A 13,262-nucleotide genomic window follows, 5' to 3' on the forward strand; every position below is an offset into this window, starting at 1 on the left:
GACCTCGGACCGGGCGCCCGCCCCCACCGCCCCACCCCGCCCAGGAGATACGACATGACAGCCGCGCCGCGCCCGCGCCGCCCCCTCCGGCCCCTGTTCTGCCTGCCCGTCCTGCTCGTCGCCGCACTGACCGCGACCGTGTCCGGCAGCGGAGGCCCGGCCTGGGCCACCGCCCCCTCGCACACCACCACGCCGGACGGGTCCCCGTACGGATTCGGCACCATGAACGGATTCGGGCAGCACGCCGAGCACGAACGCATCACCCGCGCCGCGCTCGCCTGCACGCCCGGCCGCAGCGGCAACGACTGCTTCGAGCCCGCCTCACTCGACCAACTCGCAGGAACGAATGGGGCGTTCGGGGCTGTCGGCACTCCGGACATCGACGAGTTCTTCACCCCCGCGGCACACTGCGATGACGCGGACTACCTGGCGGTCCCCGGCTATCCGCGCAGCCGGGCCGCGGCGCGCGGCGCGCTGGGGGACTGTGTGGCCCATCTGAAAGCGGACTTCACCCGCGGCATCACACGGGCGGCGGGTATGGCACCCGGAGGCGAGGTCGACGTGAACGACGTGCGCCTCGTGCCGGGTTGCACGTTCGCCCTGGGCGTGCCCGGGCGCGCCAAATGCGATGCGCTGGAAGGCCTGGGGCGCGCCCTGCACGGGACCCAGGACTTCTACTCCCACAGCAACTGGACCGACCACGCCGACCCCCACCGGGCCATCGGGACGGCCAATCCGCCGGGCCTGGGGCAGACCACCCCCGCCCCCTTCCTCCGGCTCTCCGCGCCGGCCGCCCTCTCCACCGTCCCGGCCGACCTCACCACCGGGTGCTACTCCCTGTGGCCGGGCGGCTGCGCCGACCGGGTCACCCACGACACGCTCAACAAGGACACCGGCATCATCGACGCGGTATCGGGCGCCGCGACGCGGCCCACCACACCGCGCGGCCAGGTGTCCGGCAACTTCGCCGCCGCCGTGTCGATGGCCGTGGAGAACACCCGCGTGCAGTGGCAGGGCTTCCGCGAGACCCTCACCGCCACCTACGGGCCGGACCGGGGAACCCGGCTGGCCTGCGCACTCAGCCACGACAACCCGGCCCGCGACTGCTGACAGCGGCTCAGGCGGGCGGCCGGACCCCGCGGCGCCGGACGTCGGTCGTGCCGCCGAGCTCGTCCAGCAACTGCGCCAGCAGCGCGCGGTGTTCGGCCAGCCGGCCCGCGCCGAACCGCGCGGCCAAGCGGTCGTCGAGGGTGCTCCTGGCCTGTCGCGCCGCGGCGACCGCCGCCCGGCCGCGCGCGGTGAGCACCACGCGGCGGGCGCGGGCATCCCCCGGATCGGGGACGCGCTCGACATACCCGAGGCGTTCGAGTTCGACGACGGCCTTGGAGGCGCCCTGCTGGGTCATGTCCAGCTTGGCGGCCAGTTCCCCGACGGTGGGCCGGGCGTCGTCGACGAGATGCTGGAAGACATAGCCGTGCGAGAAGCGCAGATCTCCGAAGCCCTGCTCGGCGAGCTGCTCCTGCACCAGCTGGGAGGCGGCGAAGCCGACGAAGAGCGCGAGGCTGCCGGTGTCCAGCCGGTCGGTGGCAACGGCATGGCGTGCGGGTTCGGACATGACGCCATTGTGTATTTGCCAACTCCGGTTGCGCAAATATGGTTGTGCTTGCGGCGTGGGGCCTTGCCGTGCACCGCTCGACGAGGGCCCGCCGCAGATGCGGCGGGCCCTCACTCAACGGTCCCGGGTGGGCCGGAAACCGCTCAGGTCTTGGGGATGAAGGCGTTGCTCAGCCCCAGAGAGATGTTGCCGCCGGCCCCGGAGTACGTCAGTCCCGGTGCGCCGGAGTTCTGCGCCCCGGCGATGGCGGCATGGCTGACCGAGTACACCTGGTCAAGGTCGTCGGTGTCATCGGTCCACCACTTGTCAGGAATGGCGTCCATGATGGTGTTGGCCAGCGGGATGCCGGTCGTGCCGTAGCCGGTGACCGTCAGTAGCGCGTCGACGATGGCCTTGGTGAGGTCCCGGTAGTTGGTCCCGTCGTCCTCCTCCAGGAACACCAGATCGGCCGAGTCGTATCCGAAGTGACTCCAGTCGATGAGGTTCTGGTTCGGGTGGTAGGCGACGCCCGTCGAGTCCAGGTAGGGCATCTGCAGGGCCGGCTCGGCGAATGCCTTGTCGTTCTTGTCCCAGCCGCCGACGACGGCGAACGCCTCGGCGCCGCCCTTCCAGAACGGCTCCTCGTTGCTCCGGAGCAAGGAGACGTCGTTGATACGGGTGACGTCCTTCCCCTGCGGCGAATCGGCCGCCCGGGCCGCGGTCTGCGGCTTCGGGGCGGAGCGGCCGCGGGTGGGGGCGGCACCCGACTGCGCTCGGGCGGCCTTGAAGCCCTCGCTCATCACTTTCGTGCCGGCCGCCACGATCCGGTCGCCGTCGGTGCCCACGATCAGCACCGGGACATCCGCGGGCGCCGTGGCCCCCAGCGTCACCGCACTGCCGTCGGGCCGGTACGCGGTCAGTGTGTCGGCCCGACGGTCGGAGGGCTCCGCGGCGATCAGCGGCTGCACCCCCCTGGCCAGCGCGGCTCGCGCCCGCGGGTTGGCGAGCCGTACCTGCAGGACGTTGCCCGTCGAGGCGGGCAGCCCCTTGGCCGCGAGGATCGCACTGTTGGACGACGCCACGCTCGCGCGGAAAGCGCTGGTCGACCCGACCGGCAGCCGGTCCATGCCCACCTCGTTCGCCGAGGCCGCCAGGCCGGCCACCGCCCCCTTGGCCTGCCCCGAGGCATACGCCTCCCGCAGGCTCCGCGCCGCCGCCTGCTTCGCGTCCTGCACGACGTCCACCCGCGCGGGCCGCGCCCCACCCGGCGCGGTACGTGCCCCGGGCTGCGCCCACGCCCCCGCGGCGCCGCTCACCAGGCACACGGACGACGTGGCCACGGCCACCGCCGTCCTGATCAGTCCAGACCGGTCCATGGTCTTCTCTCCATTGCTCGCGGCGGCGCGTTCGGATGCCGCGCCCGCCTCGGTCCACGATTCGGCGCGGCAGCGGGACGTCACCGCTTCGTGGGCCATGACCGTCCCGGACGCACACCGCGTTCCGCGCCGAGGACTCATTAAGGCCGCGAGCGGACGCCCTGTCATGGGTAGCCGCTACTCAACAACCCTTCGCTGCACAGCAATTGGGACGGAACGGCCCTATCGGGGCGTGGCGGTGTCCCCGGCCCCTTGTGGTTCCTTCGGCTCGGCCTCAGTGCGTTGCGGTGTGCGCCGCGCCTTCACGCGGCACACTGCCTCCATGACGCACTCCTCTTCCCGCGCAGCAGGAGATTCCGCGCTCTCCTTGTGGTCGAGAGACTCCTTCCTGTCGATCGGCTCCGCGGGCTCCGTGCTGTCCATCGGATCGGTGGGCAGCGTCCTGTCCATCGGCTCGGTCGGCTCCGCACTGTCCATCGGCTCGATCGGATCGTCCATGTCGCTGCTGTCGTTCGGGTCCCTGCAGATCACCGGAAGCGCGCTGTCCGTCCAGGCGCGGTGGTCCCTGCTGACCGCCGGCCCGCGCCGCGCGCTCGGCTCACGCGGGATGTGCACCGTGCTCGGCGTGGGCGGCCTCGTCATGGCCGGCGCGCTCGCCCTGCGCACACGGAGCGTCGGGCCATGAAAGATCCGGACCTCACCCGCGCCGTGGTCGGGCGGGGCTCGGGCGTGGTCACGACGCTGTAGCAGTCGGAGAGGGCAGAGGCAGAAGATCCCTTGCGCACCGGGGGCCCGCGGCCGTTACACCGCTCCGCCGGTAGCCACGGTAATCCCGGCGGCTACCGGCGGAGCGGAACGGCGCGGCTCAGTCGAGCTTGCAGGCTTCGGAGGCCGGCTGCTCCTTGGCGAGGAATATCGTCTGGGCCATCATCTTGTAGCCGCTGATGCGCTCGCGGAACGTCTCGATGGACTCCTCGGGGTGCACCGAGTCGATGACGGCGTGCGGGCCGTGCGCGTTGAACTGGTGGCTGACGCCGCGCGGGATCTGCATGTCCGCCCAGGAGTTCTCCGGGACGATCAGGTTGTAGCGGGTGCGCTCCACGCCGTCCGGGGTGTCGGAGGCGACGTCCTCGAAGACCTCCGGCCGGAACGGCGTGAGGCCCTCGATGTGGGTCACGTCGATGGGGGAGAGGCTGGACACCCGGATGCGGGTGTCGGGACCGGTCATCATGCGTACGAAGCGCAGCCCGGTGTGCAGGTGCATCCGGGAGCAGATGTCCCGGTCGATGACATCGTAGAAGTCCATGAGGTAGCGGTCGGCGAAGAACCCGTCGAAGGGGGCGTCCAGCATGTAGACGTCCCCCTCCTCGAAGGTCTGGGCGCGCTGGATGCCGTCCTTGTCCTGGGTGATCGCGGCCGGGGTGTGGTGCGCGGTACGCACCACACCGCTCAGGGCGTCGGTGATGGCCACGGAGATCTCGGCGGGCAGCTGGATGACGGGTGTGACATGACACCGGCCCGGGTCGCTGAAGTCCACCACGTCATGGACTTCGTTCTCGTCGTCGGGGGTGAACTTCATGAACTCGGTCATGCGAACTCCTTGTGCGATCGGTGCAACCGGCTCGGGTCCCTGATCCCTTATGGGGAAGGGGACTTCACGGCGCGGTAGATGGTGCGGCAGAAGGCCGGCGTCCTGGAGCAGAGCCCATGTGCACTGGATGCAGGACGGCTCGGTGTCGTGGTCCGCCGGGTTGAGTCCGGCGCTCTTGAGGGTGGGGGTGATCCCGTCCGGCGTTGCATGTCTCCGCGTGATCGGCGGGCGTGCACCCGGTGGTGCCGAGTTCCGCGCCCCTCAGACATTCGCCGGCTTCGTCGGGGTCGTCGTCACCGTCCCCCTTGAGGCCGTGGCCATCCGGAATGGACTCCGTCAACGGGAGGTCGCGCAGCGGCGTGTACACGTAGTCGAGTACGTCACTCTCGGTCAGCGCAACGCCGTCCTTCATCTCTTACCTGCCCTGGGTAGATGTTCCACCGGCACGGGACGACAGGTTCGCCCACCTCGCGGTATCGGCCGTTGCTGCGCCCGCCCTCGGGAGGGACCGCCACTGCGTGCAGAACGTAACGCGACCGGATCACCGCACGGGTAACTACAGCGCCACCCTCCCGGCAATCGATCTGCCCACTGAGCGGTTACTTCGAAATGGCTCGTCAGGTGAGGTCGATGGCCTGGCAATTCCCGCAGAATGCGCGCGACACCGAGGCCCGCGTGATGAGTGCCTGGCGGTCACCGAGCGTCGGTGCCGAGAGGAGCCCTTGCGGCCGCACCGTGAGCCGGGATGGCTGATTCGAGCCACTGTCGGCAAGGGGAACGATGCGTCACGCTGTGAGGAGTGATGGGTACTTCAATTGGCCAGGTGGGTGCGTGCTGTGCTTGAGGGGGCCGGTGACCTGCATTCCCATTCTCAAGGGCACGGTGGGGGAGTTTCTGCCACTGGGAAACGCGTCGGCGGAGATACAGTCCCAGATGTGCCCGGTCGCCAGAGGTACAGATACCGACGAGACGCTCGGCGAGGTGCGTGTGGCGATACGCCCACGCGTCCTGGAGGTGGACTGATGGGCCTGGCCCAGGTACGGACGGCCGTCGCGGGCGCCCTGCTGCTCGCCGCCGCAGCGCTGAGCGGCTGCGGACTGACCAGTGGCAGCCCGCTGGCCGACTCGGTGCGCCCCGGCTCCATCGGGAAGGGGCGACCGCTGAAAGGCGCCCAACTGACCGTGACCTCCAAGGAGTTCACCGAGCAGATCATCCTGGGCCAGATCATGGGGCTGGTCTTCAAAGCGGCCGGCGCGGAAGTCCTGGACCGGACGAACATCCAGGGCTCGATCGGTGCCCGCGAGGCGGTCAAGTCCGGTGCGGCGGACGGGATGTACGAGTACACCGGCACGGCCTGGATCACCTACCTCGGTCACACCAAGCGGGTCGTCGACCCGCGCGGCCAGTGGGAGGCCGTACGCGAGGCGGACCGCCGCAACGGCATCACCTGGCTGCCCGCCGCCCCGCTCAACAACACCTACGCGCTGGTCGCGAACCAGTCGAATGCGGAGAAGTACCGGCTGCGCACACTCTCCGACGTGGCACGTCTGACGAAGAAGGACCCGGGCGCGGCGACGATCTGCGGCGGAAGCGAGTTCTCGGTGCGCGAGGACGGCCTGCCGGGCGTGGCGAAGACCTACGGATTCGCCCTCCGGCGCGGGAACTTCAAAAAGATGGACGACGGTGTCGTCTACACCCAGGTCGCCAAGGGCGCGGCCTGCTCCCTCGGCGTGGCGGCCACCACCGACGGCCGCATTCCCCAGCTCAAGCTGAAGGTGCTGGCGGACGACCGGCACTTCTTCCCCAACTACAACGCGGCACCCGAGATGAACAGCGCCACACTGAGGAAGTACCCCGCCATCGCCGACCTCCTCGCCCCGATCACCAAGCGCCTGACGGGAGCAGAGGCCCAACGGCTGAACGCCCGGGTGGACGTGGACGGTGAGGACCCGCACGAGGTGGCGAAGGACTGGCTGATGCGGCAGGGCTTCATCCGGGAAGGCTGACAGACGGATTCGCGTGAGCGTCCGACGGGCAGGGGGAGAGCGCCCTGCCGCTCGTATACATGGCCGGGAACGGGTGGGCACGGTGGTGTGGTGCGGTCACAGGAACCGGCTCAGGAATGCCCTCGTGCGCGGGTTCTCCGGGTGGTCCAGGACCTGCTCGGGGGTGCCGCTCTCCACGATGCGGCCGCCGTCCATGAAGACCACGCGGTCGGCGACTTCCTTGGCGAAGCCGATCTCGTGGGTGACGACCAGCATGGTGAGACCGCCGCGTGCCAGGTCGCGCATGGTGGCGAGGACCTCGCCGACCAGTTCGGGGTCGAGAGCGCTGGTCGGCTCGTCGAAGAGCATCAGTTTGGGGCGCATGGCCAGGGCGCGGGCGATGGCGACCCGTTGCTGTTGGCCGCCGGAGAGCTGGCGGGGGTAAGCGTTCGCCTTGTCGGCGAGGCCCACCTGGTCCAGCAGGCGATGCGCCGTCTGACGTGCCTCGGCCTTGGAGACTCGGAGGACGCCCACGGGGGCTTCCATGATGTTGGCCAGGACGGTCTGGTGCGGGAACAGGTTGAAGTGCTGGAACACCATGCCGATGTCCCGCCGCTGCACCGTCGCCTGGCTCGGGCGCAGGTGGTGGACCCGGGAGCCCGACCTGCGGAAGCCGATCAACTCGCCCTCGACGTGGACCGAGCCGGAGTCGATCCGCTCCAGGTTGTTGACGCAGCGCAGGAACGTCGACTTACCCGAGCCGGACGGGCCGAGCAGTACGACGACCTCCCCGCGGCGCACTTCCAGGTCGATGCCCTTGAGGACCTCCAGGTGCCCGAAGTGCTTGTGCACCTGGTGGGCCCGCACCATCGGCGTCTCGGTGGCCGGGGCGGCGTCCGTCGTGAGCGTGGTCGTGTCGGTCGTCATGAGGAGGCCTCCGATGCGGACTCTGCCGGGTCTGCCGAGGGTGTCTTCGCGGGTGCCGTGCGCCGGCGGAAGAGCGCGAAGTCCCAGAAGCTCTGCGGGGTGTTGCGGCTGCTGCCGCGGGCGTAATGGCGCTCGATGAACGACTGCCCGATGTACAGCACCGAGGTCATGACCAGGTACCACAGGCAGGCCACGATGAGCAGCGGGATGGTCTCGAAGGTGCGGTTGTAGATCGACTGAGCCGTGTAGAGCAGGTCGGCCAGGGCGATCACACTGACCAGCGAGGTCGCCTTGAGCATGTTGATGACCTGGCTGCCGGTGGGCGGCACGATGAACCGCATGGCCTGCGGCAGCACGATCCGGCGCAGGATCCGCGCCCGGCCCATGCCGAGTGCCGAGGCGGCCTCGGTCTGGCCGTGGTCCACGCCGAGCAGACCGCCGCGCACGATCTCCGCCATGTAGGCGGCCTCGTTGAGCCCGAGGCCGAGGATGGCCGCGAGCCACGGGCTGATCAGCGAGTTGGTCCCGGCGCTGACGAACTCGGGGCCGAAGGGGATGCCGAAGGAGATCCGGGGCAGCAGCGCCGACAGGTTGTACCAGAAGATGAGCTGCACCAGCACGGGGATGCCGCGGAAGAACCAGACGTACGCCCCGCAGACCGTGCCGAGCACCCGGTTCTCCGACATGCGGCCCACCGCGACGAACACCCCGCCGATGATGCCGATCGCCATGGCCACCACCGTGAGTTCGATGGTGGTGGCGATGCCCTGGCCGAAGATCTGTGCGCCGAAGTAGGCGCGGACCGTGCCCCACTCGAAGTTCGGGTTGGTGAACAGGACGTGCCCGAGCTGGGCGGCGAGCACGGCCAGGACCGCCACGGACAGCCAGCGCAGCGGATGTCGCAGGGGGATCGCGTGGGCCACGTCCACGTCGTCCGGCCTTGTGCCGACGGGCTCGTTGTCCACGTGCCTGTGGTCCACAGGCGCCTTCACGGTCCCGACGGCGACCGTCGGTGCGTTGCCCCGGGGCTCCGGGGAGGGGGATGGGGTGCCCATGGCGGCTGTCTCCTGTCGCTCTCGTGGGTGGTCCGGCGTCGTGGCCTAGGACTTGGCGAGGTTGATGCCCGCCTGCTTGAGCTGGTTGTCCTCAAGACCCCACTTCTTCATGATCTGCCCGTACGTGCCGTTGTCGATGAGCTTCTGGAACGCCGTGTGCAGTACGTCGCGCAGCTCGCCGCCCTTGGGGACGACGGCACCCTGGTAGAGGGCGTCGAAGCCGTTGGACTGCCCGGTGCCGGCGAGCTCCAGCTGCCCCTTGGACTCCTTGACGAAGTACGTGAGCGGGGCCTGCGAGGAGAAGAAGGCGTCGGCGCGACCGGACTTGACGGCCAGGACGGAGGACGGCTGGTCCTTGTAGGACTGCACCTGGACGGCGGACTTGCCGTCCTTCACACAGGTCCGGGACTGCTTCTTGATGACGCCCTCGGCGGAGCCGCCGGCCATGACGGCGACCTTTTGGCCGCAGGCGGTGTCGAGGGATGTGATCTTCTTGGGGTTGCCCTTGGGCACCGCGAAGACGACGAACTCGCGCACCCAGTCCACGAAGTCGCTGGCGCCCTGCCGTTCCTTGAAGTCGCCGACCGGGCCCATGGCGAAGTCGTACCGGCCGGCCTTGATGCCGGTCAGCACGCTGGGCAGGCCGTCGGCGGTGACGTCCTCGATCTTGACGCCGAGCAGCCGGCCGAGGGCGGCCGACAGGTCGGCGGAGGCGCCGCTGAGGGTGTGGCCGTCGGTGCCGGCGATCTCGTAGGGCGGGAAGGACCCGCTGTTGACCGAGACCAGCTTCCCGGCCGTGCGGACCTTGGCCGGCAGCTTGTCGTGGAGCGTCTTGTCCTCGCTGACCTTGACCGTGCCGCCCGAGCCGGTGGCGGCCGACCCGCCCGGCTCGGCCTGGGGCGGGTTGCTGCCGCAGGCAGCGACGAGGGCGGTGCAGGAGAGGGCACCGAGGGTGAGGACGAGGCGTCTGCTGGTGAACATGTCAGGCTCCGAGGGGAAACGCGTCGGCGGGGGCAGTGCCGAGGAGACGGACAGCGGGGTCGACGGCGAACCGTCGGTTGGCGAGGACCGGGAGGGTGCTGCGGGCGGCAGCGGTGACGCCAGGGTCGGCTTCGGCCCAGGCCAGCCCCGGCGCTGCGGCGAGCCGGGAGCGGACGGTGCCGAGCGGGTCGACGATCAGACTGTTACCGATGTTGCGCGGGCCGCATTCGCCGCTGGCCGCGACCCAGCAGGTGTTCTCCAGGGCCCGCGCGGTGGCCATGACCTCCCAGTGACGCTCCTTGGCCGGGCCGCGCACCCAGGCCGCCGGAAGCGCCAGCACCTCGGCACCGGCGTCGGCGAGCAGCCGGGCCAATTCCGGGAAGCGCACGTCGTAGCAGGTCATGAGGCCGACCTTGGTGCCGGCCAGCTCGACGACCACGGGCGGCTCGTCGGCGGGACGGACGTCGACGGACTCCTGGGTGCCGAAGGCGTCGTACAGGTGGATCTTGCGGTAGCGGGCGATCAGTGCACCCGCGCGCAGCACCACCAGCGTGTTGAAGACCCGGCCGTCGTCGGACGGTTCATGGATGCCGACCACGATGGCCGTGCTGCTGCGGGCGGTGGCCGCGGCCAGCTCGGTGACGAACGGGCCGTCCAGCGGCTGCGCCACCTCGCGGATCCGGTGGCGGTCCTCGGTGAACCGGGCCAGCACGCCCTCGGGCAGTACGAGCAGGTCGGCGCGGCCGCGGTCCGCCTCGGCGGCCAGGTCGATGCAGGCGGTGAGGTTGTCCTGCCAGTCGGGACCGGCGGCGAACTGTCCTACGGCGATGCGCATGGGCGCTCCTCCAGAATGCGGTGGCGGGTGGATGAAGGAGACGTGGAGGGGGGATGGGGTCGGGTGGGCGAGGTCTGCGGCTCACGCGGCCGAGGTGGCGGCCGCGGCGGACGGTTCGGGGAAGGGCTCCGGGAAGGCTTCCGGCAAGACGACGGCCGGGTCGATCGGGTCGGGCCAGACGCCCTGTGCGTGCAGCTCCTCGCAGAAGGCGGCGGTCATCGCCGCGTTGCGCACGGTGCCGTACGGCATCCAGTCGTCGCCGAATACGGTGGCCGACTCGGTGAGCGAGTGCAGCAGCCAGGGCGTGGTGTCGGTGAGCAGCCGGCGTCGGCCCAGCCAGTGGCGCTTGGACTGCTCCAGCGCCGCCAGGAGCGTGGCGGGCAGCTCGGGGTGGGCCTCGACGACCTCCTTCTTGAGGGTCACCAGGTGGATTCCGGGGACGAACCCCGTGGCCGACCAGTAGGCGCGCTCGGCGGCGGGGTGGTCGTCGAGCAGATGCCTGAAACGGCTGTCCGGGGTGAAGAACTCCGGCGGCATGAAGGGCGTGAGGATCACGTCCAGGCGCCCGGCGGCCAGTTCCCCGGTCAGGGACTCGCCCGCCTTCATCGCCGAGACGTTCGCCGGCAGCGGGCGGTCGCCCAGCCGGCGCTTGTCGGTCTCACCGGCGGCCAGCGGCCCGACGCGCCAGGTGACGTCGGCCAGGTCCACGCCCGCGGCGCGGATCAGCGCCCGGGTCCAGGTGTTGCCGGAGTCGGGCCAGCCGGTGAGGCCGACGCGGGCGCCGGCGAGCTGCTCGAACGACCGCAGCGGGCTGTCGGTCCGCACCAGCGCACAGCGGTGGCGAAAGCCCCGCATCACGAAGGCGGGTAGGCCCACCAGCCGGTCGTCGCCCGCCGCCCTGGCCTGCACATAGCGGCTGAACGAGGTCTCCCCGCCGTCCAGGCCGGGCTCGGCCAGTACGTCCGGGGTGCTGTCCCGCGCCTCGATCCGCACCTCGAAGCCCGGAACCCGCACCAGTCCCGTCATCAACGGCACCAGATGGTCCCAGTCGCGCAGTCCCAGGTGGACGGTGGGGACGGACAGACCTGACACAGCTCGCACTCCTAGCAGTTCGCACATGATGCGCATAGCCCTCTTTCGGTCATGCACTGTGCGGTAGGTTATTGTTCAGAAAACAGAGAAAACAAGACTCATTTTGTTACTGAACACAACTTTTCCGTGGCGCAACCTGTGGAGCCATACGCGGCAGGGGAGGACCGATGCGGGAGAACGCCCAGGTGAACCGGGGACAGGGCGCGGCCGAGAGCGAAGACGGGGGAGGCGGTGAAGCGCGGACGTGGTCCACGGCCGACCTGGCCGCACGCGTCGAGGACGCGAGCGCCCGCGGCATCGCGGCCACCCTGACTGACCTGATCCGATCGGGAGAGTTGGCACCCGGCAGCGCGCTGCCCACGGTGCGGGCCCTCGCCGGCGCGCTGAACGTCAGCCCGGGCACCGTCGCAGAAGCTTGGGCGGTGCTGCGCCGGCACCGGATGATCGCCACACTCGGGCGGCGCGGCAGTGTGGTCGCCGGCCCGCCGTCGGTACCCCGCCCCCTCCGCTACGAGCGCGTCGGCAACTTCGGCGACCGCCTCACCCTCGACCTCGCCGTCGCCGTGCCCGACCCCGCGCTGCTGCCACCCCTGGAGGAGGCACTGCTCGCCGGAGCCCGCACCCCCCGCCTCAACGACTACACCCGCACCCCCGTCACCGACGCCCTGCTCGACGCCGTACGGGACACCTGGCCCTTCACCCCCGACGCGTGGCTCGCCGTAGGCGGCGGCTACGAGGGCATCCATCTGCTGTGCCAGTCGCTGCTCGTGCCGGGCGACCGCGTGATCGTGGAGGACCCGACGGCGGCGCGGCTGCTCGACATCCTGGACGCCCTGGACGCCCAGATCGTCCCCGTCGCCTGCGACGACCAAGGCCCGCTGCCCGACGCACTCGCCCAAGCCCTGGACCGGCGCCCCGCCCTGTTCCTGCACCAGCCCCGCGCCCAGGTCCCCTGCGGCCGCACCCTCACCGAAGCGCGGGCCGCCGCCCTCGCCGCCGTCCTGGAGAGCGCGCCGAACGTCACCGTCCTGGAGGACGACGGCATCGGCCCCCTCGCCGCCGTCCCCGGCACCAGCATCGGCGCGCACCTCCCCGCCCGCACCGCACTCGTGCGCTCGTACTCCACGGCATACGGACCCGATCTGCGCCTCGGCGTGATCGGCGGCCCCGGGGAACTGGTCGAACGGGCCCGTGTCCTGCGCACTTTCGGCACCGGCTGGACCAGCCGCATCCTCCAGGATGCCCTGGCCCACCTCCTCACCGACGAGGCGACCACCCACCTCGTTCGCGAGGCCGCCCACCGGTACACGCTGCGCAGAACCGCCCTCGGCGAGCGCCTGGCCCAACACGGCGTGCACTCCCGCAACCAGGACGGCCTCATGCTCTGGGTACCGGTGGCCGACGAGACGTCCGCCCTGGTCACCATGGCTGCCCGCGGCATCACCGTGTCACCGGGCAGCCGCTACTGCGTCTCCTACGACACCCCTCACATCCGAGTCGCCACCAGCAGACTCTCCGACGACCCGGCAGCCCTGGACGAGACCGCCACTCTGCTGGCCCTCGCGGCCTCGGCCACGGCGGACCACCTGCACTGAGCGGCACACGTCGCTACGTCGCCTGCGCGCCCGCCGTCGAGCCACCCCGCCGGACTTGTTCGTCCCCTCCAACAACATGCCCGGGTAGGGCGGTGATTGGCCTGTCCGGGTGATTGTCGAGTCAAGAGGGTGGTGTTCCCTTGGCCATTTCGGGTTAATGATGGTGAGCGTTTTCCGGTGGGTTGCCCATCTCTCCGGGGAGAGATGGGCAACCCCTGCGGTGCTCCGGTG

General features: G+C 70.4%; 12 protein-coding genes. 4 read left to right on the forward strand and 8 right to left on the reverse strand.

Features of this window, described 5'->3' with window-relative positions; translation table 11 throughout:
- Positions 1 to 54 precede the first annotated feature (54 nt).
- A complete protein-coding gene (locus tag IEY78_RS01530) occupies positions 55 to 1,110 on the forward strand; it encodes a CinY protein (RefSeq protein ID WP_189095622.1) in 1,056 nt (351 codons plus the stop codon).
- Positions 1,111 to 1,117: 7 nt separating this feature from the next.
- On the opposite strand, the gene IEY78_RS01535 is transcribed toward IEY78_RS01530, so the two are convergent.
- Together IEY78_RS01535 and IEY78_RS01540 are read right to left on the reverse strand one after the other, a co-directional pair.
- Positions 1,118 to 1,615 carry a MarR family winged helix-turn-helix transcriptional regulator gene (locus IEY78_RS01535; protein ID WP_189095624.1) on the reverse strand — a complete coding sequence of 166 codons (498 nt, stop codon included), beginning with the start codon at positions 1,613 to 1,615 and terminating at the stop codon, positions 1,118 to 1,120.
- Between the two features lie 143 nt (positions 1,616 to 1,758).
- Positions 1,759 to 2,970, reverse strand: a complete 1,212-nt coding sequence (locus IEY78_RS01540; RefSeq protein ID WP_189095626.1) for a DUF3103 family protein — start codon at positions 2,968 to 2,970, stop codon at positions 1,759 to 1,761.
- Positions 2,971 to 3,292: 322 nt separating this feature from the next.
- On the opposite strand from IEY78_RS01540, the gene IEY78_RS01545 reads away from it, so the two are divergent.
- A complete protein-coding gene (locus IEY78_RS01545) occupies positions 3,293 to 3,655 on the forward strand; it encodes a hypothetical protein (RefSeq protein ID WP_189095628.1) in 363 nt (120 codons plus the stop codon).
- A 180-nt stretch (positions 3,656 to 3,835) separates the two neighbouring features.
- Here the strand turns inward: IEY78_RS01545 and IEY78_RS01550 are convergent, their stop codons facing one another.
- The gene (locus IEY78_RS01550; protein WP_229699617.1) at positions 3,836 to 4,561 is read right to left on the reverse strand and encodes a hypothetical protein; all 726 of its coding nucleotides are present in this window, start codon (positions 4,559 to 4,561) and stop codon (positions 3,836 to 3,838) included.
- Positions 4,562 to 5,583: 1,022 nt separating this feature from the next.
- Between IEY78_RS01550 and IEY78_RS01555 the strand changes: the two genes are divergently transcribed.
- Positions 5,584 to 6,567, forward strand: a complete 984-nt coding sequence (locus IEY78_RS01555) for a glycine betaine ABC transporter substrate-binding protein (protein WP_189095629.1) — start codon at positions 5,584 to 5,586, stop codon at positions 6,565 to 6,567.
- Between the two features lie 96 nt (positions 6,568 to 6,663).
- Here the strand turns inward: IEY78_RS01555 and IEY78_RS01560 are convergent, their stop codons facing one another.
- The 5 genes from IEY78_RS01560 to IEY78_RS01580 all read right to left on the reverse strand — a co-directional run bounded on the left by IEY78_RS01560 (position 6,664) and on the right by IEY78_RS01580 (position 11,436).
- Positions 6,664 to 7,473: an amino acid ABC transporter ATP-binding protein gene (locus tag IEY78_RS01560; protein WP_308426847.1), complete on the reverse strand. Its 810-nt coding sequence runs from the start codon at positions 7,471 to 7,473 to the stop codon at positions 6,664 to 6,666.
- Positions 7,470 to 8,438, reverse strand: coding sequence for an amino acid ABC transporter permease (locus IEY78_RS01565; RefSeq protein WP_229699618.1), 969 nt, complete (start codon positions 8,436 to 8,438; stop codon positions 7,470 to 7,472). The genes IEY78_RS01560 and IEY78_RS01565 overlap by 4 nt, the downstream gene beginning before the upstream one ends.
- A gap of 135 nt (positions 8,439 to 8,573) precedes the next feature.
- Positions 8,574 to 9,509 (reverse strand): ABC transporter substrate-binding protein, encoded by a 936-nt coding sequence (locus tag IEY78_RS01570; RefSeq protein ID WP_189095632.1) that lies wholly within the window; start codon positions 9,507 to 9,509, stop codon positions 8,574 to 8,576.
- Between the two features lies 1 nt (position 9,510).
- Complete coding sequence (locus IEY78_RS01575) at positions 9,511 to 10,344, reverse strand: nitrilase-related carbon-nitrogen hydrolase (protein WP_189095633.1); 834 nt, start codon at positions 10,342 to 10,344, stop codon at positions 9,511 to 9,513.
- 81 nt (positions 10,345 to 10,425) lie between these two features.
- Positions 10,426 to 11,436, reverse strand: coding sequence for a substrate-binding domain-containing protein (locus tag IEY78_RS01580; RefSeq protein WP_229699619.1), 1,011 nt, complete (start codon positions 11,434 to 11,436; stop codon positions 10,426 to 10,428).
- A 167-nt stretch (positions 11,437 to 11,603) separates the two neighbouring features.
- Between IEY78_RS01580 and IEY78_RS01585 the strand changes: the two genes are divergently transcribed.
- Positions 11,604 to 13,031 (forward strand): aminotransferase class I/II-fold pyridoxal phosphate-dependent enzyme, encoded by a 1,428-nt coding sequence (locus IEY78_RS01585; RefSeq protein WP_189095635.1) that lies wholly within the window; start codon positions 11,604 to 11,606, stop codon positions 13,029 to 13,031.
- Positions 13,032 to 13,262 lie beyond the last annotated feature (231 nt).

The sequence above is a fragment of the Streptomyces kronopolitis genome (assembly GCF_014646275.1).
Taxonomy (GTDB): Bacteria; Actinomycetota; Actinomycetes; order Streptomycetales; family Streptomycetaceae; genus Streptomyces; species Streptomyces kronopolitis.